This is a genomic window from Dokdonella fugitiva (assembly GCF_004342425.1).
Taxonomy (GTDB): domain Bacteria; phylum Pseudomonadota; class Gammaproteobacteria; order Xanthomonadales; family Rhodanobacteraceae; genus Dokdonella_A; species Dokdonella_A fugitiva.
Genome location: NZ_SLWQ01000007.1, coordinates 94897 through 115955, shown reverse-complemented (window position 1 = coordinate 115955; position 21059 = coordinate 94897). Strand labels below are relative to the sequence as shown.

The window sequence follows — 21059 nt, the reverse complement described above, 5'->3', positions numbered from 1 at the left end:
CCGCGCAAGCGGCAACCCATTTTGCCTCTGCATCGCCGGCATCATCCCGGTTTGCCGTCGACGCGCGGCGTGAGGAAGATCCACGCCGATCGCACCACCCACGGCAGGAACGCGAGCAGCCAGCCGAACGCGGCGATCACGAGCCAGCGCGGCATGTCCGCCGAGAATTCCGCGTACAGGCGCACCAGCGCGACGACCTGCAGCAGGCAGAACGTGAGCCACGGGATGCGCCCCATCTCGAGCGGCCGGCCCGAATGGCCCTGCGTCACGCGAGTGACCATCGCGACGAGCATCGAGCCGAAGAAGCCGACCGTGAGCGCATGCGCCGGGGCGCGCGCGAACAGGAAGCCGTGATCGGTGAACGCGAGCAGGCTCTGCGCCGCATACAGCGCGAACGCGATCCAGAGCCAGGCGCCGGCGAGGTGCAGCACCGCGAGCAGGCCGGGGCGCAGGCACTTCCACGGTTGCCAGCCGAGCCAGTGCACGAGGAAGAACGCGGCGAGCGGCGCATCGGCGATCCACAGCAGGTCCTGGTGGTGGCCGAGGTCGAGCACGAGGTGCACGAGCAGCAGCGCCCACAGCAGCGGCAGGCTCCAGGCGGGCCGGAACGCGCGATAGCGCGGACCGACGACGTTGCCGCTGAAGAACGGGATCATGCGGTGGCAGACGGTGAAATACACCGGCAGCAGCAGGCCGAACGTGCCGAAGCGGATCGCGACGTAGGCGAACTGCCACGGCGCGCCGAGCGCGAACGCGCCGAACGCAGCGAGTCCGCACGCGCCGAGCACGAGTGCGACGTAGCACGACAGGGCGTGGCGGTCCTTCGCGCCGTTGCGCGCGAGCACGCCGCCGAGCGCGACGAGGCCGGCGAGCCAGCCGCCGAGCATGAGCGCGATGCCGGCGACGAGCAGCCACTTCGAACCGAGCAGGCCCGCGTGCGCGACGAGATAGCCGCCGAACACGCCGCCGAAGACCGGCACGTAGTGTCTTCGCGTCAGCGCAGGCTGCGCCATCCAGCGCGGGAACACCGTGAGCAGGAACCCGAAGATGAACGGCGCGAGCATGCCGTACTGCGCGAACACCGCATGCGCCCAGCCGGGCGGCACTGGTGCGGCGGGAAAGGCATGGCCGAAACGGGCTGCGGCGAGCCAGCATGCCCACCAGAGCATCGACACGATCACCGCGCTCGCGCCGGCGAAGAACATCAGGCGATGCGGCGCGCTCGCGAACACGGCGGGGAGGGCGGCGAGGGCCGCGCCGAGCGAGCGCGGATCCGCTGCGGCGTCGGCGTCGTTCGCGGCAGGCGCCGGTTCCACGCGCAGGGGAATGCCGCGCAGGCCGCCGGCCTCCTTCGCGCGATCGTTGCTGCGGGGTCTGTCCATGGCGCGATCGTCGTGCATCCGTGCGCCGCGCGCCTTGACCCAGGTCAGCGCGACGCGATCCAGCCTGCGCTGGGATGCGTGCATGAGCGTGCCCGGCGCCGCGAACATGCCCGAACTCGACCTGCGCGACCTCGCCGCGCCGGAGCCGTTGCTGCGAGCGCTCGAAGCGGCCGACGCGCTGGCACCGGGCGCATGCGTGTCGGTGCTGACGCCGCTGCTGCCGTATCCGCTGCTCGCCGTGCTCGTCGAGCGCGGCCTCGAGGCCGACGCGGAGGCGTTGCCGGAAGGCGGTGCGCGCGTGCGCATCGGGCGGCCGCGCGCATGACGCGGCTCGCGCTCGATGCCGCGCCCGCGGTGGACCTGCCGCGCCGCTTCCTGCTCGCCACGCCGCCCTGGGGCATGCTGGCGGGCGCACTGCTGATGGCGGCCGGGCCGGCCGTCGTCACGACGCGCTGGCATCCGGCCTTGCTCGCTGCGACGCATGCGTTCACGCTCGGCGTGTTCGGCAACCTGCTGTGCGGCAGCCTCCTGCAGTTCCTGCCGGCAGCCGCGGGCGTACGCGTGCGCGGCGGGCGGCACGCGGCGCGGTCGCTGCACGTACTGCTCAATGCCGGCGCGCTGCTGCTCGTCGCCGCATTGCATGGCGCATCGAACGCGCTGTTCGCGCCGGCGTCGATCGTGCTGCTGGGCGCGTTCGTCCTGTTCGCTGCGATGGCGGCGCCGGGATTGTTCGCCGCACGCGGGCAGCGACTGCTGCGCAACGGCCTCGGCCTCGCGCTCGTCGCCGCGACGGCCGCGGCAACGCTGGGCGCCGGCCTCGCGCTCGTGCTGGCGGGGCACGTCGTCCTGCCGTGGCCGCTGCCCGCCATGGCCGACGTGCATGCTTCAACGGGCGTGCTCGGCTGGCTGCTGCTCAGCATCGCCGCGGTCGGCCGGGTCGTGATGCCGATGTTCCAGGGCGCGGCGGTCCTGCCGGCGCGCGCGCTGGCGATGTGGCTCGGCGGCATCGCGATCGCCTTGCCGCTGGCGGCAGCTGCGCGGATGACGCGGGCGGACGATGCGCCGCTGCGCCTCGTGCTCGTCGTCGCCGCGATCGCGTTCGCGTTCGGCGTGCTGTCCCTGCAGGTGACCTCGCCGCATGCACGCAATGCACCGCTGCGTGCGGGCTGGCGTGCCGGCGCGATCGCGCTGGTCGCCGCCGCAGTCGCGCTCGCGGCCGGCGAGGGCGTGTTGGCGGGCGTGCTCGCGATTGCCGTCGCGCTGCCGTTCTTCGCCGTCGGCATGCAACTCGAGATCGTCGCGTTCCTCGGCTGGCTCGACCTCCATCGGCGCTGCGCGCGCGGCATCCGCCTGCCGCCGGTGCAGCGCCTGATGCCGCCCGCCGACAAATGGCGCGTGTTCGCCACGTTCCTCGTCGCCGCGACATTGCTGCCGGCGGCCGTATGCTGGCCGTCGCCGCATCTCGTGTGCGTGGCGGGTTTCGCCGTCGTCGTTGCACACGCGCTGCTCGGATGGACGTTGTGGCAGGTGCGCCGTCGCGGCACGCGCTTCCTTGCCGGCGTGGACGCGTGAAGCGACGCCACGCGCTCGCACTCGGTGCCCTGCGTGGCGCGATCGATCTCGCCGACGACGGCCTGATCGTGCTGCTCGCCGCACGCGCGCGCCTCGTCCGCGGCGTGGCGCGCATCAAGCGGTGCAGCGGACGCGCAGCCGCCGATGCCGCGCGAGAAGCGCGCGTGCAGGCGCGCGCACAGGCCCTCGCGCGTCGCCTCGCGGTGCCTGCGACGACCGCACGCGGCGTGCTCGACCTCGCGATCGCCGACGCGCGACGCGCGCAAGGCATGTCGGCTGACCTGGATCAAGGCGCACGGCAGGCGCCCGTGCCCATGATGCTGCCCATGGACCTCGCCACCGCCGCCAGCCCCGGTACCGATCGCCTGCTGCGCGTGCTGCCGCCACCGGCGCGCATTGCGCCACTGCTGCGACTGTTGCCGCGCAGCTGGTCACGGCGTGCGCTCGAGGCGGCGATGGCGCGCGTGTTGCAAGTGCCGCTGCGCGAGGGTGCGTTCGACTTCATGCGCGGCCGTAGACTCGGCGTGGAAGTCGCCGACCTCGGCCTCGCCTGGGTCATCGAACTGCACGACGGGCACCTGCGCACGACCGACGTGCCCGCCGAGGCGAGCGTGCGCGGCAGCGCGACCGACCTGTTGCTGCTGGCCAGTCGCCTGGAGGACGCCGACACGCTGTTCTTCCAGCGCCGGCTCGTCGTCACCGGCGACACCGAACTCGGCCTCACCGCGCGCAACCTGCTCGATCGCCTGCCGTGGGAGGGCGTGCCGCTCGGCCTGCGCATCGCGCTCGATCGGGGCGCGCGCCTCGCGCGGGCCGCGCGCGCCGCGCATCGCATGGAAGCCCGGTGACGCAGGCGCCACGGCACGGGCGCGCTTGATCTGCATCAAGGTGGCGACGCGCGCGAGCCGGGAGACTCGCGGACGGTTCCCCTGCCGGCCCGCCGTCCATGTCACGACCGTCCACGTTCGACCACGAGCAACTGCTCTCCTGCGCGCGAGGCGAGCTGTTCGGCGCCGGCAACGCGCGCCTGCCGGCGCCGCCGATGCTGATGTTCGATCGCGTGACCGCGATCGACGAGCACGGTGGCACGCACGGCAAGGGTTGCCTCGAAGCCGAACTCGACATCCACCCCGACCTCTGGTTCTTCGGCTGCCATTTCGAAGGTGATCCGGTCATGCCCGGTTGCCTCGGCCTCGACGCGATGTGGCAACTCGCCGGCTTCTTCCTGCCGTGGCTCGGCGAACCGGGGCGCGGTCGTGCGCTCGGCGTCGGCGAGGTGCGGTTCACCGGCCAGGTGCTGCGCCAGGCGCGCCTCGTGCGCTACGTCATCGACGTCACGCGACTCGTGCGCGGGCGCCTGCGCATGGTCGTCGCCGACGGCCGCACCTACGTCGACGATCGCCTCATCTACGTCGCCAGGGACCTGCGCGTGGGCCTGTTCACGTCGACGGAGGGATTCTGATGCGCCGCGTCGTCGTCACCGGCATGGGCATCGTCTCGTCGCTCGGTCACGCCGCGGCCGACGTCGCGCGCGCGCTGCGCGACGGCGTGAGCGGCCTGCGCGCGATGCCCGCCTACGCCGAGCTCGGCTTGCGCAGCCAGGTCGCCGGCGCGCCGGACATCGACCTCGACGCAACGATCGAGCGCAAGGCGCGCCGCTTCATGGGCGATGCCGCGGCCTACGCCTGGATCGCGATGCGCGACGCGATCGCCGACGCCGGGCTCGCGCTCGAGCGCATCCGCCACCCGCGCGTCGGCGTCGTCGCCGGCTCCGGCGGCGGCTCGGCGCAATGGCAGATCGAGACGGGCGACCTCGTGCGCACGAAAGGCGTGCGCCGCGTCGGGCCGTACATGGTGCCGCGCACGATGTGTTCCACCGTATCGGCGACGCTCGCCACCGCGTTCGGCATCCTCGGCGTGAGCTATTCGATCTCGGCGGCGTGCGCGACCTCGGCGCACTGCATCGGCGCCGCGGCCGACCTGATCCGGCACGGCGCGCAGGACATCGTGTTCGCCGGCGGCGGCGAGGAGCTGCATTGGGGCATGACCGCGCAGTTCGACGCGATGGGCGCGCTGTCGAGCGCCTGGAACGAAGCGCCGCATGCCGCTTCGCGGCCGTACGACGCCGGCCGCGACGGCTTCGTCATCGCCGCCGGCGGCGGCATGCTCGTGCTCGAGGACTACGAGCACGCGAAGGCGCGCGGTGCACGCATCCACGCCGAACTGGTCGGCTACGGCGTGACCTCCGACGGTACCGACATGGTCGCGCCGTCCGGTGAGGGCGCGGCGCGCTGCATGCGCATGGCGCTCGCCGCCGCACGTGCACCGATCGACTACGTCAACACGCACGGCACCGCGACGCCGCTTGGCGACATCGTCGAACTGGATGCGTTGCGGGCCGCGTTCGGCGCCGACGTGCCACCGCTGTCCTCGACCAAGGCGCTGAGCGGCCATTCGCTCGGCGCGGCGAGCGTGCACGAGGCGATCTACAGCCTCATCATGTTGCGCGAAGGCTTCATGGCGGGTTCGGCGAACATCGACGAACTGGACCCGCGCGCGCAGGGCTTCCCGGTCCTGCGCGAGAGCCGCGAGGCGCCGTTGCGTTCGGTCATGTCGAACAGCTTCGGTTTCGGCGGCACCAATGCGAGCCTGGTGTTCACGCGCGTGTAGCGCGATCGAGAGGAGGACCGATGGCCACGAACGCCCGCACCGACCGCTACGGCACGCTGTCGATCGCGATGCACTGGCTGATGCTCGCACTGCTGGTCGCGGTGTACGCGTGCATCGAACTGCGCGGCATCTATCCCAAGGGCAGCGCCGCGCGCGATGCGATGAAGACCTGGCACTTCATGCTCGGCCTGAGCGTGTTCGGACTCGTGTTCGTGCGCATGGCGATCCGCCTCGCGACGCCGTCGCCGCCGCCGCCGGCGATCGCCTGGCAACGGCTCGCCGCTTCCATCATGCACGTGTTGCTGTACGCCTTCCTCGTGCTGATGCCGCTGCTCGGCTGGCTCGCACTCAGCGCCGGCGGCAAGCCGATCCCGTTCTTCGGGCTGCAGCTGCCCGCGCTGGTCGCGCCGGACAAGGCGTTCGCGCACTCGGTCGAGGAAGTCCACGAAACGATAGGCACGATCGGCTACTGGCTCGTCGGCCTGCACGCGGCCGCCGCGCTCTACCATCACTACCTGCTGCGCGACGACACGCTGCTGCGCATGCTGCCGCGGCGCGCGCGCTGACGGCAGCCCGCATGGCGGCCGGCAGGCGGCGATCGATCATGCCGGCGCGTGTTCGCGCCGCATGCCTGCTTCGCCATGCCAGTAGCCGTTGCGCGCGCCGATCGGTGGCGGAGCACCCGGAGAGCGGCGCGCGGCGTCGAAATGCGCGACGACCTCGGCCATGCCATCGGCCTGCGGATACAGGCGCAGGACGCCGACGTCGAGCTCGCGCAGGCGCGGCAGCTCCGGGCCGAGGTCGGTGATCTCCTCGCCCTGCACCTGGATGCCGTTGATGCGCAGGAACGGCGTCCCCTCGCGCGTCGCGAGCGGCAGGCCGTCGGGATGGTCGATGCAGCGGAAACCGCAGCGGTCCTTCGGCAGGTCGAATGCGCGCGCGGTGAAGCAGCGCGCCGAGTACGCGAGCGGCAGGCGTCCCCAGGCGATGACTTCCAGTTGCGGCATCGCCAGGCCATCGGCCGAAGCCGCCTCGCGCAGTTCGCGCAGCAGCGCATGGCCCTGCTCGACGCCGGGCACCCAGCGGCACATGCCGTCCAGCGCGAGCAGGGCGAGTGCGCGGTGGTTGTAGACATTGAGCGTGGGGCCGCCGACGAACGGCACGTTCCGTTCCGCGCAGGCTTGCACCGCGGAAAAATCATTCGCCTCGATCATCGTGCCGCCCTCCGCGACGAGCCGTTCGAGCACGGCGAGGTCGGATTCCGCTTCGACCAGCGCGAGCGAGGACAGCACGACCTCCTTGCCCGCAGCGGCGAGTTCGCCCGCGAGCGCGATCCAGTCGCGCGTGCGCAGTTCGCGCCGCTTGCTGCAGACGGTTTCGCCGAGATGGACGATGTCGACTGGCCAGGTGGCCGCGGCGCGGTAGAACGCCAGCGTGCGTTCGCGCGGCCAGAAGTACTGCAGCGGACCGAGACTGAGCTTCATCGCGTCCTCAATGCCATGGGCGATGATACGGGCCGAGCGTCGTCTGGTGCCCTTCCGCATGGCGCGCGAGTTGTGCCTGCCACGTCGCGCGTACCTGCCAGTCGTGCGGTGCGGCGGCGTAGCGGTCGAGCGCGTCGCGCCAGGTGCGCGTGACCGAGGCGACGTAGGCGGCGCCGCGCTGGCGGCCCTCGATCTTCAGCGCAGCGACGCCGGCCTGCGCGAGTCGCGGCAGCAGTTCGAGCGTGTTGAGGCTGGTCGGTTCCTCGAGCGCATGGAACACCTCGCCGCGCACGTCGAAGCGGCCCTTGCAGACGGTCGGATAGCCGGCCGCTTCATCCGCCGCGAAACGATCGATCAGCACGCGCGCAAGCCGCACGCTGCGGCTGCCGTCCGCGTGCTCCTCCCAGCGCACGAAGTTCGCGGGCGAACAGACGCCATGCCGGTTCGGCGAGGCGCCCGTGACGTAGCTCGAGAGCTGGCAGCGGCCTTCGACCATGATGCAGAGGCTTCCGAACGCGAAGGTTTCGAGTGGCACCGGGCTCCGTTCGCACAGGCGTTCGACCTGCTGGATCGACAGCACGCGCGGCAGCACCGCGCGTGCGATACCGAAGCGCTCGTGCAGGTAGCGCAGCGCCGGTGCGCTCGTCGCCGAGGCCTGCACCGAAAGATGGCGTGGCAGCGCGGGATGCGTGCGCGCCGCGTAGTCGAGCACCGCCAGTTCGGCGACGATGATCGCATCGCAGCCGAGCGCGGCCGCGCGATCGACCGCGCCGCACCAGTGCGCGAGCCGCGCGCTGTCGGGGTAGGTGTTGAGCGCGAGGTAGACCTTGCGTCCGTGCGCATGAGCGTAGGAAATGCCGGCGCGCAGTTCGTCGTCGCCGAAGTTGAGGCCCGGGAATGCGCGTGCATTGGTCTGGTCGCGCAGGCCTGCATAGACCGCATCGGCGCCGGCATCGACCGCGGCCTCGAGGGCCGGCAGGTTGCCGGCGGGACATACGAGCTGCATGCACGGACTCGCTGCGACAGGGACCACGTGCATCGTGCGCAGGCCCGCCGGCGTCGTCCTTGATGCGGGTCAAGGCGTGCCGTTGGCGGACGTGGAACGCGTGCATCGCACCGATGTGCGGCGCGCGGGCAGCTGACGCCGATCAAGGCGCGGCGCGCCGTGCAGGCGCACCCTGACGCACGAACGGCGAGGTAGTGCAGATGAGCGAATACATCCAGGCATGGCAATGCATCGGTTGCGGCAAGATCGAAGCACCGCAGACCTGCATCGGCGTCTGCCGCGACCGCAAGGTGTACTTCATCGGCCGCGACGAACACGAGGCCGCCCTCGCCGAAATCGCGCGCCTGCGCGCGCAGCGCGACGCAGCGGCCGCCGCCTTGCTGCGCTTCGAACGCGCGACGCCGCGCGAAGGCGAGTGGCAGCGTTCCTACGAAGCGCTGCAGGCGCAGGTGCGGGAGGTGCGCGCGGTGCTCGGGGGAGAGGGCTGAGGGACACGGAGGAGCGCACCCCGTGCGCCCGCCACGCCCCGGCGCACGGCAGCGCAGCGGTCATGCCGGGCCCCCGCGCGAGGGCGAGCGTCGCGCCCGGCACCGCCTCGCCCTCACCCTCATCCCTGCTTCCCAGCCCTCAGCTTCGCCCACAATCCTTCCACCCTCCGCTCCACCTCCGCATCCGCCGCGATCGGCCGCCCCCACTCGCGCGTGGTCTCCCCCGGCCACTTGTTCGTCGCGTCGAGGCCGAGCTTGGAACCGAGCCCCGCGACGGGACTCGCGAAGTCGAGGTAGTCGATCGGCGTGTTCCCGACCAGCAACGCGTCGCGTGCAGGATCGACGCGCGTCGCGATCGCCCACAGCACCTGCGACCAGTCGCGTGCATCGATGTCGTCGTCGACGACGATCACGAACTTGGTGTAGGTGAACTGGCGCAGGTATGACCACACGCCCATCATCACGCGCCGCGCGTGGCCTGCGTACTGCTTGCGGATCGAGACGATCGCGATGCGGTACGAGCACGCTTCCGGCGGCAGGTGGAAGTCGACGATCTCGGGGAACACCGTCTGCAGGATTGGCACGAACACATCGCTGAGCGCGAGCGCGAGCACCGACGGTTCGTCGTGCGGCGCGCGGCCCATGTAGCTGCCGTGGTAGATCGCGTCGCGGCGCAGGCGCATCCGCTCGATCGTGAATACCGGGAAGTGGTCCTGCGCGTTGTAGTAGCCCGTGTGGTCGCCGAACGGCCCTTCCAGTGCGGTGTCGTCCGGGTGGACGAAGCCTTCGAGCACGATCTCGGCACCGGCCGGCGCGTCGAGGCCGGTGAGTTCGCTGTGCCACACGCGCGTGCGGCGCCCGCGCAGCAGGCCGGCGAACTCGTATTCGGACAAGGTGTCGGGCACCGGCGCGACCGCGGCGAGCACGGTGGCGGGGTCCGCGCCGATCGCGACGATCAGCGGGAACGGCCGCCCGGGGTGCGCGGCGCGCCAGTCGGCGTGATCGAGCGCGCCACCGCGATGCGGCAGCCAGCGCATGATGAGACGGTTGGGCCCGATCACCTGCTGGCGGTAGATCGCGACGTTCTGCCGGCGCCGTCGCGTGCCGCGCGTGACGACGAGGCCGAGCGTGACGAGGCGGCCGGCATCGCCGGGCCAGCAGTGTTGCACCGGAAGTCGCGCGAGATCGACGTCGCCGCCCTCGCGCACCTCGTCGAGGAAGGCCGCGTCGCGCACCGCCTGCGGCGCGACGTGCGCGAGCTGCGCGAACTCGGGCCATTGCGCGAGCGCATCGCGCAGGTTCGCCGGCCAGCGCGGTTCCTTCACCGCGGCGAGCAGGCGACCGAGTTCGCGCAGCGACGCGAGCGGCCGGCCACCGAGTGCGCGCTCGATGCGGCGGCGATGGCCGAACAGGTTGCCGAGCAGCGCATGCCCCGACCCGCGTGGTCGTTCCATCAGCAGCGCCGGGCCGTCGTCGCGCAATGCGCGCAGGCACAGCGCGGTCGATTCGAGGTACGGGTCCACCGCCGCGGCGACGCGCACGAGGTCGCGCTCGCGTTCGAGCGCGGCGAGGAACGAGCGCAGGTCGTGGAACGTCACGGCTCGCGCCAGCCGCCGTCGTCGATGCACGCGAGCAAGGCGGCGCGCCATGGCGCGGCGTCGAGCGCGCGCGCGGCGAGCCAGCCGGGGTCGAACAGCGTTTCGGCGTAGCGTTCGCCGCGGTCGCAGAGCAGGCTCACGATGCTGCCGCATTCGCCGCGCGCGCGCATCGCCGCGGCGAGTCGCAGGCAGGCGACGAAGTTCGTGCCCGACGAGCCGCCGTAGCGACGGCCGAGCAGCGCCTCGAGCAGGTGCATCGCGGCGATCGACGCGGCGTCCGGCACCTCGACGACGCGGTCGACGATGTCGAACAGGAAGCCCGGCTCGACGCGCGGCCGGCCGATGCCTTCGATGACGGTCGACCGGGTCGCGCATGCATCAGCGTCATGTGCGCGCCAGCCGCGTGCGAATGCGCCGCCGAGCGGCTCGGCCACGCACAGGCGCGTCGGCAGGCGACGGTAGCGCAGGTAGCGGCCGATCGTCGCCGACGTGCCGCCGGTGCCGGCGCCGCAGACGATCCACGCCGGGCGCGGATGCGGCTCGCGCGCGAGCTGGCCGAGGATCGACTCGGCGATGTTGTTGTTGCCGCGCCAGTCGGTCGCGCGTTCGGCGAGTCCGAACTGGTCGAGGTCGCAGGCGCCGGCCACCGCGTGCGCGCGTGCGCGCGTGCGCACGGTCGCGGGATCGTCGACGAGGTCGCAGGTGGCGCCGAGCGCTTCGACCGCACGGATCTTCGCCGGCGCGGTGCACGCGGGCATCACCGCGGTGAAGCACAGGCCGAGCAGGCGCGCGAACCACGCTTCCGCGATCGCGGTGCTGCCCGACGACGCATCGACGACCGCCTGGCCCTCGCGCAGGCGGCCGTTGCAGAGTGCGTACAGGTAGAGCGACCGCGCGAGGCGGTGCTTGAGGCTGCCAGTCGGATGCGCGGCCTCGTCCTTGAAGTAGACGTCGATGCCAGGGAACCCGGGCAGGTCGATCTTCAGGAGGTGCGTGTCGGCCGAGCGCGCGGCCTCGCGTTCGAGCGCATCGATCGCGCCGTGCACCCAGTCGCGGCCGGCATCGCTTGTCGCGCCGTTCATGCCGCGCGCTCCGTCGCGAGCAGCGTCGCGGTGCAGCGCACGAGGTAATCGAAATAGCGATCGATGTAGCTGATCCCGTTCTCGTCGTCGACGAGGTACGGGTTCATCAGCGTGTGGCGCAGGATCACGAGCGGCTCGTCCGCGGCCCCTTCGAGGCCGAGCGAACGGAAGATGCGCGTCGCCTCGGCTGCACCGAGCAGGTCGGGGCGCAGGGTCGTGGTCGAGCCGAAGAACTCCACCGCCTGCAGCGGGCGTTGCGGATCGCTGCGCAGCGCGGCGGAAAGCCGGTGCATGAACGCGTTCGCCGCGGCCGGGGAGGTGTTGCCGCGGGGATTGAGCGCGAGGCAGACAAGATTGCTGTCCGGTTCGAACGGGATGCGCGCGTGCAGGTGGCCGGCGACATCGTCCGTGAAGCGCAGCGCGCGCGCGTGGAACGCCTCGGCGGCGCGCACGGTCGCGCGCGACAGGCGCCCGAAGTGGCGATGATCGAGCGGCAGCACCTTGTGGGCGACGTAGACGCCGGCCGCGGCCGCGCCGGACTTGGAGCCTTCGACGACGAACTGGCCGAGCCTGCGCGCGCGCGTCGCGTAGTCCGTCGCCGCGTCGCCGTGGAACACGTAGTCGGCGCGTTCGGCGAGGAGCTCCATCGCACGGTGGTCGCGGCAGACGAACGCGCCGCTGCCGAATGGCAGGTAGCCGAGCTTGTGCGGATCGACCGTGACCGAGTCGGTGCCGCCGAGCGCGCCGAACGCGGCGTGCAGGGCGGGCGAGGGGAAATGGCTGAAGTCGTCGGCCACGTCCGCCTGTGGACGCAGCGACCCATCCTCGTTGCGGAACAGGGTCGCGAGATAGCCGCCCCAGGCCGCATCGACGTGCACCGCGAAGTCGAGCCCGCGCGCACGGCTGCGCTCGCGCGCGGCAAGCACGCCGTCGACCGGGTCGATCGTGCCGTACTCGGTGCTGCCGAGCACGGCGACCGTCATCAGCACGGGTTCGTGCGCACGCGTACATTGCTCGAGGCGTTCCTCGAGTGCATCGACGTCGAGCCGCATGCCGCGCGTAGGCAGCAGGTCGAGCTGGGCGCGGCCGAGGCCGAGCAGCTTCACGCCCTTGCTCCACGAATAGTGCGCCGTGATCGGCGCGAGCACGCGCGGCACGCGCAGCCCGGGATGCGCGGCGAGGAAGCCGGCGAGGCCGAGCGACTCGATGCGCAGCGCCTCGACCCGCGCATGCCAGTGCCTGCGCTCGGCCGGCGCGCGCATCGCGAGCCAGGCCAGCCACGCCTCGCGCAACGTGATGATCTCCGCCGAGGACAGGTTGAACGCGTGCCAGTCGTCGTCGGGCAAGGCGATGTCCGGCACGCCGGCCGCCCGCAACGCGACCGGGAACGCCTTCATCGCGAGCGCGAGGCGCAACGCCTGCACGTTCGCGGTGGTGCCGCCCGACGTGAGATGGCCGAACGCGCAGTCCGGTCGCGCCGTGTCGTGGACGTAACCGAGCATGCGCGCGAGCTGCAGGCCGACCTGCACCTCCATGTCGATCGTGACCGGCGCCGAATCCTCGCTCACGTTGTTCGGGTTGTAGGGCAGGGCGAGCATGTGCGCGGCGAGTCCGGGCAGCAGCAGGTCCGACGCCATGTGGCCGATGTAGCGCGGGCTGTGGAACGGCACCGAGCGCTTCAGCGCCGCCGACAGCTGGTGCAGCTCGCGCCGCATGCGCGCCTCGAACGCGAGGAATTCCGGATCCTGCGCGGCCCCGGTGCCGATCGCCGGCGGATCCTCCGGATGGAAGTTGCGCCGCCAGTAGACGTGGTCGCGCAGGAACTCGACCAGCAGCTTTTCGAGCAGCGCGTCGTTCTCGCCGTACGGACCGAGGAAGCAGGCGTCGAGCACGCGGTCGTGCGGATACGCCGCGGGAGTGTGCACGGAGATCATGGCGGTCGCTTCGGGAAGTCCGACGCGAGCATGCGCGGCGCCGGCGCTTGGCGCGTTGACCGGCGTCAAGTGCGCCAGGGCTCCGTTTCCCGCGAAGGGCGAGCACGCCATGCGGCGCGGTCCCCGCCCGGATCCGTGGCGCGTCGTGTTCAAAACGTCGTGCCGCATCGACATGTCGGGCCCCATATGTCGATGAGATGCCCTTTTTCGACATTTGGGTGCCTGGTGTCGACGCCTTCGACATGCCCCCGCCGCGTACCGAGAGACCGGGAAGATCGAGCACCGCGGAAAGAAGGGCGCGGCCTCGGCCGCGCCCAAAGGGCAAGTCCGGTGCAGGCGTCGTCAGATGCGGTCGTGCACCGCTTCGCCGATGCGTGCCGGAGCCTTGCGCGGCGCGATCCATAGCCGCAGCACGAACCAGCCGAACAGCAGCGCGCCGACGGCGAAGATCGTGTCGCCGGGCATGCGCAGCCAGATCAGGAGGTGCACGATCGCCTGGTCCATGAAGTGTTCCGAACGCGCGAACCAGTAGCCGTGGTCGAGCGCGGCCGACAGTTGCAGCACGCCGAGCGGCAGCAGGGTGAGAAGGGCCATCAGCGTGAGGCCGATGTTGAGTGACCAGAATGCGCCGCGCAGGCGTCCTTCGCTCCACGCCACGTCGGGCCTGAGGCCGCGCAGGCAGAACAGCATGAGGCCGAGGCCGAGCATGCCGTAGACGCCGAACAGCGCGGTGTGGCCGTGCAGCGGCGTGAGGTTGAGGCCCTGCATGTAGTACAGCGCGAGCGGCGTGTTGATGAGGAAGCCGAACAGGCCCGCGCCGACGAGGTTCCAGAACGACACCGCGAGGAAGAACATGATCGGCCAGCGGTAGCGCGCCATCCACGGCGTCGCGCGGCCGTGCGACCAGGTCTCGTACGCTTCCATGCCGATCAGCGCGAGCGGCACGACCTCGAGCGCGGAGAACGAGGCGCCGAGCGCGATCACCGCGGTCGTCGTGCCGGCGAAGTAGAGGTGATGGAACGTGCCGAGCACGCCGCCGGCCATGAACACGATCGTCGCGAACAGCACGTTGACGGTCGCGGTGCGCGCGCGCACGAGGCCGAGCTTGACGAACAGGAACGACATCACCGCGACCGCGAACACCTCGAAGAAGCCTTCGACCCACAGGTGCACGACCCACCAGCGCCAGTACTCGACGACCGCGATGTGCGTCTTCTCGCCCCACATGAGCCCGGCGGCGTAGAACGCGGCGATCGCGACCGTCGACAGGAACAGCAGGCCGACGATCGAGGCGAGATCGTCCTTGCGGCGCAGCGCGGGCCAGAGCGCACGGCCCATGAGCACGAGCCAGAGCACGAGCCCGACGAACAGGAACAATTGCCAGAAGCGGCCGAGGTCGACGTATTCCCAACCCTGGTGGCCGAACCAGAAATTGTTCGCGAGGCCGAGCTTCTGCATCACCGCGAACCATTGGCCGGCGAACGCGCCGACGACGATGACGAGCAGGCAGCACCAGAGGAAGTTGACGCCGAGGCGCTGGAACTTCGGTTCGTGGCCGGACACGGCCGGCGCGATGTAGAGGCCGGTGCCGAGCCACGCGGTCGCGATCCACAGCACGGCGAGTTCGGTGTGCCAGGATCGGGACAGCGAGTACGGCAGCGCTTCGGAGATCGCCATGCCGTAGAAGTCCTTCTCGACCTGGTAGTGCGCGGTGATCGCGCCGAGCAGGATCTGGGTGAGGAACAGCGCGATGACGACCCAGAAATATTTCGCGGTCGCGCGCATCGACGGCGTGACCTTGAGGCCCGCGAGCGGATCGGATGCGGGTGGCGCGAGGTGCGGCTCGTTGCGATGCCACACCGCGTAGTGCCAGGCGAGCAGGCCGATGCCGGCGATCATGAAGAGCACGCTGAACACGGTCCAGAGGAACGCACTCGAGGTCGGCGTGTTGCCGACCATCGGGTCGTACGGCCAGTTGCTCGTGTAGCTCATCGCCGCGCCCGGGCGCGTGGTCACGGCGGCCCAGCTGCTCCAGAAGAAGAATGCGGTGAGCTGGCGGCGGTGTTCGATCGTGTCGACCGTGCCGTCGCGCATCGCGTAGGTTTCGCGCAGTTTCGCCGTCGCGGGGTCGTTGCCGAACAGGCTCTCGTAGTGCGCGGCGACGTTGGAGACGGCGATCGCGCGATCGTCGGACACGGTGATCGTGCCGTTCGCCGCGTCGTAGGTATTGTTGCGCAGCTCCTTGCGCAGGCGCGCCTTGAGCGCTTCCTGGCGGCCTTCGTCGAGCGAGGCCCAGAGGGCGCCGTCGTCACGGCGGGCCCACAGGCCGAGCAGTTCGTCGGCTTCACGGTGCAGCCAGTCGGCGCTCCAGTCAGGCGCGATCAGCGCGCCGTGGCCCCAGATCGAGCCTAGCTGCTGGCCGCCGATGCTCTGCCAGACCTGCCGGCCGGCTTCGATGTCGGCGCGCGTGTACAGCACCTGGCCGCTCGGCGTGGCGACGCGCTCGGGCATGGGTGGCGCCTGGTGGTAGATCTCGCGGCCCATCCACAGCAGCACGGCGAACGTGACGCCGAGCAGGCTGCCGAGGGCGATCCATAGACGGGTCGTCGTGGACATCGCAACACTCCTCATAGGTGGCGTCGCGATCGTGGCGCCGGCGCACGGGGTCTGCCCTGACATGGATCAATCCGATCATCGCGACGGGCGTTGCGGCTTCCGCCGCTCCCGCACGAACGCGGCGCATATCACTTGCAGGAACGCACCCTGTGCGCGACCGTCGTGCCTCGGCGCACCGCGCCGCTGCGGTCGCCCACGGGGTGGGCTCCTGCCGTTGCACCGCGCTGCGGCGGGAGTTCATCCGTTCGCCCTGGGCGCAGACGGAGTCGAAGGACCATGGCTTCGACGGCGGGCGCTTCGACTTCGCCCACTTCGCGGGCTGCGTTCAGCGCGGACGGAAGTTTGCGGTCAGCGTTGCAGGATCGGTCGCGCGAGCGCGTACAACTCGGCCGGCTTGACGATCGCGACTTCGCGGCCGTCGACGCGGATGAGGCCGTGGTCCTGGAAGCGGCGCAGCACGCGGCTGACCGTTTCCGCGGCGAGGCGCAGGTAGTTGGCCATGTCGCCGCGCGACATCGCGAGGTGCAGCGCATTGACCGGGAAACCGCGGTCGGCGTAACGCTGGCCGAGGGTGACAAGGAACGCGGCGAGCCGTTCGTCGGCGGAGTAGTCGCCCGCGAGCAGGGCGTTGTCGCCGATGTCCTTGCTGAGCCGGCGGAACAGTTCCTGCTGGATCTCGGGGATGCGCGTCGCGAGCGTCGCCAGCGCGGGGAACGAGAAGCGGCACACTTCGACCGTGTCGAGCGCGACCGCGTCGCACGGGTAGGCTTCCGGGTGGATCGCATTGAGGCCGATCAGCTCGCCCGGCAGGTGGAAACCGAGCACGAGCTCGCGGCCTTCGAGGTCGACCAGACGCGTCTTCACCGTGCCGGAACGCACCGCGTAGATCGCGGTGAATGCATCGCCGGTGCGGAAGATCGCCTCGCCGGCGCGATACGGCCCGACATGCTCGACCAGGCAATGCAGGTCGTGCAAGGCGATCTTGTCGACGCCGCGCCCGACGCAGACCGCGCCGAACGCGCAGGTGGAGCAGAAGCGGTACTCGTCGCCGTCGTCGGCGATCGGGTTGGGTGCGGCGATGCGGCCGTCGCTGCGGTCCTGGCCCATCGAGGTACGCGTCCTCCACGCCGGTGCGTTCACACCGCGCGAGAGTAGCGGATTTGCGGATGCGCGGCGTAGGCGTCGAAGCATTGGGCGATGTTGCGCAGCAGGTAGCGGCCGCGCGCGGTCACCGAGATGCGCGCCGGCGTGCATTCGACGAGGCCGTCGTCGACGAGCGGTGCGAGCTGGGCGAGCGAGCCGGCGAAATAGCGCGGGAAATCGACCAGGTGGCGCGCCTCGAACGCGGCGACGTCGAGCTCCCCCGTGCACATGAGCTGCTGGATGAGGTCGGCGCGCACGATGTCGTCGTCGCCGAGGCGCAGGCCGCGCGCGACCGGCAGGCGGCCGTTGTCGAGCATCGCGTAGTAGCCGACGAGGTCCTTCGCGTTCTGGCTGAAGGTGTCGCCGACGTGGCTGATCGCGCTCATGCCGAAGCCGACGAGGTCGCAGGCGGCATGCGTCGAGTAGCCCTGGAAATTGCGCTGCAGCGTGCCCGCGGCGAGCGCCTGGGCGAGGTCGTCGCCGGGCAGCGCGAAATGGTCGACGCCGATGTGCACGTAGCCCGCCGTGGTCAGCGCCTCTACCGTCTGCTGCAGCAGCGTCAGGCGCGTGTTCGCGTCCGGCAGGTCGTACTTGTCGATCTGCCGCTGTGCCTTGAAGCGTTCCGGCAGGTGCGCGTAGCCGTAGGCGGCGATGCGCTCGGGGCGCAGCGCGACGACCTGTTCGAGCGTGCGCGCGAACGAGTCGGGCGTCTGTCGCGGCAGGCCGTAGATGAGGTCGATGTTGATCGAGCGCACGCCGCCCCGGCGCGCGCCGGCCATCACCGCGGCCGTTTCCTCGATGCCCTGGATGCGGTTGATCGCGCGCTGCACGTCGGGATCGAAGTCCTGCACGCCCAGCGAGACGCGGTTGATGCCGGCCGCGGCGACCTGGCGCGCGTAGTCCTCGTCGCAGAAGCGCGGGTCGATCTCGATGCCGAATTCGCGTCCGGCGTCGCGGCTGAAGGAGAAGTGGCGGCCGAGCGATTCGATCAGCTCGAGCAACTGCTCGACGTCGAGGAAGTTCGGCGTGCCGCCGCCGAAGTGCAACTGGGCGAGCGGCCGGTCGCGATCGAACCGCGGCGCGACGAGCTCGATCTCGCGGTACAGGCGCGGCAGGTACGACGCCGCCTTCGCCTTGTCGCGCGTGATGATGCGCGCGCAGCCGCAGTAGAAGCACGGCGACAGGCAGAACGGGATGTGCACGTAGGCCGACAGGTCGCGCGGGATCGGATCGCCGTTGGAGGCCTTGATCGCACGCAGCAGGTCGGCCTCGCCGAAACTGGCGCGGAAGTGCGGTGCGGTCGGGTAGGAGGTGTAGCGCGGCGCGCCGACGTCGTAGCGGGCGACGAGGTCGCGATCGAAGGTATCGGCAACGGGATGCAGGTTCATGGCGGCGATGATCCGCGATCCGCGCCGCGCCGCCTTGACGTCGATCAAGCCGCGCGCCGTCGCCTGCAGGCGGCGCGCGGCGGTGTTTCAGCCGAGGTAGATCGACGGCGTCGCGGCGAAACCGGCCTTCACGTGGCGTGCGGTGTCGTCGGCGAGCACTTCGGGCGCGCCGGCCTCGATCCCCGCGAGCACCGCGCGGGCGATGTCCTCGGGCTTCGCCTTCGGCGCCTCGACGCTCTTCACCATGTCGGTGTCGATGTAGCCCGCGTGCACGGCGACGACGAGCGTGCCCTGCGCGCGCAGTTCATGGCGCAGGCCATTGGTGAGCGCCCACGCGGCGGCCTTGGAGACCGAATATGCGCCCGACTGCGGCAGGCTGATCCAGCTGAGCGCGGACAGCATGTTGACGAGCGCGCCACCACCGTTGCGGCCGAGCACCGGCGCGAACGCGCGGCTGACACCGTGCATGCCGTGCAGGTTGGTATCGAGCACGCGACGCAGCGCCGCTTCGCCGTCGTCGGCGAGCAGCGGCGTGCCGCCGATGACGCCGGCGTTGTTGATGACGAGATCGACATCGGCGCATTCGCGCGCGGCGGCGGCGACCCGTGCCGCGTCGCCGACGTCGAGGCGCACCGGCACGACGCCGGCGAGCGTGACGGTGGAGGGGTCGCGCGCGGCCGCATAGACCTTGCGCGCGCCGGCGTCGAGGAGTGCCTTCGCATAGGCGAGGCCGAGGCCGCGGTTGGCGCCGGTGACGAATGCGGTACTGCCATGGATCTTCATCTGCATGTCCTTGGTGTGGAATGCGGCGCACGCGCGCCGCGGGGATCTCAGCGCGAGGCCTGCGTGTTGGCGGGCGCATCGAGCGTGACGGTGACCGTGCTCGACAATCCCGCGCGCAGGCGCGCGAGCGCGGGCTGGCCCGGATCGAAGCGGATGCGCACGGGCACGCGCTGCACGATCTTGGTGAAGTTGCCGGTGCCCGGTTCGAATGGCAGCAGCGAGAACTGCGAACCGGAGCCCGGCGCGAAACTCTCGATGCGGGCCGCGAGCGTTTCGCCGGGCAACGCGTCGACCGCGACGCGCGCGCGCTGGCCGACCATCATGCGCGCGGTCTGCGTCTCCTTGAAGTTCGCGACGACGTAGAGCGCCTCGAGCGGGACGATGGTCATGAGGCGCGAGCCCGGTTGCACGTAGTCGCCGGCTTCGACCTGGCGGTCACCGACGACGCCGTCGATCGGTGCGCGCACGAGCGCGTTGCGCTGGTCCTGCAGGGCGAGATCGAGCGCGGCCTGGGCGGTCGCGCGATTGGCCTCGGCCTGGGCGAGGTTCGCGCGCAGGCTCTCGCCACGCGCATCGGTCACCGCGGCCTGGTCGCGACTGGCCGCGAGCGCCGCGCGGCTGTGCTCGGCGTTCGCCTGCGCGGTGACTTCGGCCGCGCGATACTGGTCGACGTCGCGACGCGCGATCGCGCCGCTGCGCACGAGGTCGTCGTAGCGGCGCCGATCGGCCTCGGCGAGCGCGCGCTGCGCGTCGGACGAGCGGATCGAGGTCTGCGCCGCGCGCACGTTCGACGCGGCGAGGCGCAATTCGGCGTCGTGCGTCGTGAGCGCCGCGCGCGCCGCGGCGATCGTGGCATCGGCGTTCTGCACGCTCGCGCGCGCGGCGGCGACGCGCGCGTCGAATTCCTCCGCGTCGATGCGAATGAGCGGATCGCCCTTGCGCACGCGCTGGTCGTGTTGCACGAGCACTTCGGCGACGAGGCCGCGCACCTTCGGCGCGACCACCGAGCTGTCGGCCTGCAGGTAGGCGTTGTCGGTCGATTCGCTGCGGCGTGGCGCGTACAGCCAGAGCACGCCGGCGAGCGCGACCGCGAGGGCGATTGCCGCGGCGAGGAGCGGGCCGCGCGCGCGGCGCGGGGACGGGGAGGTCGTAGCGGTACTCATGGGGCCATCACCAGCAGGGTGGAGGTTGCACTTGCGTACGGCGCGCCGGGCGCATCGACGAGGCGCGCGATTGCGGCGCCAGACGTGCTCATGCGCGGGATGCGAGCCCGAAGCGCCGCTGCAGCTGGCGCTTCGACGCGGCGAGGATCGCGTCCGACCGCTTCGCGTCGGGTTCGACGCGTGCGAGCGCGAGCGCGCCGACGAGCTCGGCGACGAGCGAGCGCGCTTCGCTCTCGGGCTCGGGGCGCTCGAGTTCCTCGAGCATCTTCGCCAGGCGCGCGACGAGATGGCGTACGCCTTCGGCATAGACCCCGCGCGTTTCGTCGGTCAGGCGCGGCAGGTCCGACGACAGCGCGGCGATCGGGCAGCCGCTGCCGCGCGCGTCGCGGTGCTTCTTCGACAGATAGAACTCGATGTAGGCGCGCAGGCCGGTGCGGGCGTCGAGGCCTTGGGTTTCGCGCACGAAGCGCTCGCGCGCTTCCTCGAACATGTGGCCGATCGCGGCCGTGACGAGTTCGTCCTTGGAGGCGAAGTGCGCGTAGAAGCCGCCGTGGGTGAGGCCGGCCTCGGCCATCACCGCGGCGACGCCGACGCGCTCGGGGCCGGCCGCGCGGATCGCGCCGGCTGCCGCGTCGAGCACGCGCTCGCGCGTCTTCCGCTTGTGGTCGCTGTCGTAGCGCATGGGGCCACCTTGATCGTTGATATGATGATCATCATATAATCGCCGCCACTCCGTTTCAAGGCCCACCC

The 21059-nt window shown here is 71.1% G+C and carries 19 protein-coding genes; 7 read left to right on the top strand and 12 right to left on the bottom strand.

From position 1 onward, the window contains the following. Positions 1-41: 41 nt before the first annotated feature. Positions 42-1382: an NnrS family protein gene (locus EV148_RS13080; RefSeq protein ID WP_131998965.1), complete on the bottom strand. Its 1341-nt coding sequence runs from the start codon at positions 1380-1382 to the stop codon at positions 42-44. 82 nt (positions 1383-1464) lie between these two features. Here EV148_RS13080 and EV148_RS13075 point away from each other — a divergent pair, with 82 nt between their 5' ends. The 6 genes from EV148_RS13075 (at position 1465) to EV148_RS13050 (ending at position 6190) form a co-directional block, all read left to right on the top strand. Next, on the top strand, positions 1465-1707 hold the full coding sequence (locus EV148_RS13075) for a DUF2249 domain-containing protein (RefSeq protein ID WP_131998963.1): 243 nt from the start codon (positions 1465-1467) through the stop codon (positions 1705-1707). Further along, positions 1704-2954 (top strand): hypothetical protein, encoded by a 1251-nt coding sequence (locus EV148_RS13070; RefSeq protein ID WP_131998961.1) that lies wholly within the window; start codon positions 1704-1706, stop codon positions 2952-2954. The genes EV148_RS13075 and EV148_RS13070 overlap by 4 nt, the downstream gene beginning before the upstream one ends. Then, on the top strand, positions 2951-3802 hold the full coding sequence (ubiT, locus tag EV148_RS13065) for a ubiquinone anaerobic biosynthesis accessory factor UbiT (protein WP_241988084.1): 852 nt from the start codon (positions 2951-2953) through the stop codon (positions 3800-3802). The genes EV148_RS13070 and ubiT overlap by 4 nt, the downstream gene beginning before the upstream one ends. A gap of 98 nt (positions 3803-3900) precedes the next feature. Further along, positions 3901-4416, top strand: coding sequence for a 3-hydroxyacyl-[acyl-carrier-protein] dehydratase FabA (gene fabA, locus EV148_RS13060; RefSeq protein ID WP_131998957.1), 516 nt, complete (start codon positions 3901-3903; stop codon positions 4414-4416). Next, a complete protein-coding gene (locus tag EV148_RS13055; RefSeq protein WP_131998955.1) occupies positions 4416-5624 on the top strand; it encodes a beta-ketoacyl synthase N-terminal-like domain-containing protein in 1209 nt (402 codons plus the stop codon). The genes fabA and EV148_RS13055 overlap by 1 nt, the downstream gene beginning before the upstream one ends. A 20-nt stretch (positions 5625-5644) precedes the next feature. Further along, on the top strand, positions 5645-6190 hold the full coding sequence (locus EV148_RS13050) for a cytochrome b (RefSeq protein WP_131998953.1): 546 nt from the start codon (positions 5645-5647) through the stop codon (positions 6188-6190). Positions 6191-6226: 36 nt separating this feature from the next. Here the strand turns inward: EV148_RS13050 and EV148_RS13045 are convergent, their stop codons facing one another. Both EV148_RS13045 and ubiU read right to left on the bottom strand, forming a co-directional pair. Continuing rightward, complete coding sequence (locus EV148_RS13045; RefSeq protein WP_131998951.1) at positions 6227-7108, bottom strand: U32 family peptidase; 882 nt, start codon at positions 7106-7108, stop codon at positions 6227-6229. Positions 7109-7115: 7 nt separating this feature from the next. Then, positions 7116-8114: a ubiquinone anaerobic biosynthesis protein UbiU gene (ubiU, locus tag EV148_RS13040; RefSeq protein ID WP_131998949.1), complete on the bottom strand. Its 999-nt coding sequence runs from the start codon at positions 8112-8114 to the stop codon at positions 7116-7118. Positions 8115-8314: 200 nt separating this feature from the next. Here ubiU and EV148_RS13035 point away from each other — a divergent pair, with 200 nt between their 5' ends. Next, entirely contained in the window at positions 8315-8602 is a 288-nt protein-coding gene (locus tag EV148_RS13035; protein WP_131998947.1) for a hypothetical protein, read from the top strand. Between the two features lie 119 nt (positions 8603-8721). On the opposite strand, the gene EV148_RS13030 is transcribed toward EV148_RS13035, so the two are convergent. The 9 genes from EV148_RS13030 to EV148_RS12990 form a co-directional block, all read right to left on the bottom strand. Then, positions 8722-10200 (bottom strand): UbiD family decarboxylase, encoded by a 1479-nt coding sequence (locus tag EV148_RS13030; protein ID WP_131998945.1) that lies wholly within the window; start codon positions 10198-10200, stop codon positions 8722-8724. Next, complete coding sequence (locus tag EV148_RS13025; RefSeq protein ID WP_131998943.1) at positions 10197-11282, bottom strand: PLP-dependent cysteine synthase family protein; 1086 nt, start codon at positions 11280-11282, stop codon at positions 10197-10199. Before EV148_RS13025 ends, EV148_RS13030 begins: the two co-directional genes overlap by 4 nt. Then, on the bottom strand, positions 11279-13216 hold the full coding sequence (locus EV148_RS13020; protein WP_131998941.1) for a pyridoxal phosphate-dependent decarboxylase family protein: 1938 nt from the start codon (positions 13214-13216) through the stop codon (positions 11279-11281). The genes EV148_RS13025 and EV148_RS13020 overlap by 4 nt, the downstream gene beginning before the upstream one ends. A gap of 342 nt (positions 13217-13558) precedes the next feature. Then, positions 13559-15832 (bottom strand): nitric-oxide reductase large subunit, encoded by a 2274-nt coding sequence (locus EV148_RS13015; RefSeq protein ID WP_131998939.1) that lies wholly within the window; start codon positions 15830-15832, stop codon positions 13559-13561. 348 nt (positions 15833-16180) lie between these two features. Continuing rightward, on the bottom strand, positions 16181-16939 hold the full coding sequence (locus EV148_RS13010; RefSeq protein WP_131998937.1) for a helix-turn-helix domain-containing protein: 759 nt from the start codon (positions 16937-16939) through the stop codon (positions 16181-16183). 29 nt (positions 16940-16968) lie between these two features. After that, positions 16969-18363 (bottom strand): oxygen-independent coproporphyrinogen III oxidase, encoded by a 1395-nt coding sequence (gene hemN / locus EV148_RS13005; RefSeq protein ID WP_131998935.1) that lies wholly within the window; start codon positions 18361-18363, stop codon positions 16969-16971. Positions 18364-18450: 87 nt separating this feature from the next. Then, positions 18451-19146, bottom strand: coding sequence for an SDR family oxidoreductase (locus EV148_RS13000; RefSeq protein WP_131998933.1), 696 nt, complete (start codon positions 19144-19146; stop codon positions 18451-18453). A 47-nt stretch (positions 19147-19193) separates the two neighbouring features. Beyond that, entirely contained in the window at positions 19194-20309 is a 1116-nt protein-coding gene (locus EV148_RS12995; RefSeq protein WP_131998931.1) for an HlyD family secretion protein, read from the bottom strand. 88 nt (positions 20310-20397) lie between these two features. Continuing rightward, positions 20398-20991, bottom strand: a complete 594-nt coding sequence (locus EV148_RS12990) for a TetR/AcrR family transcriptional regulator (RefSeq protein ID WP_131998929.1) — start codon at positions 20989-20991, stop codon at positions 20398-20400. Positions 20992-21059 lie beyond the last annotated feature (68 nt).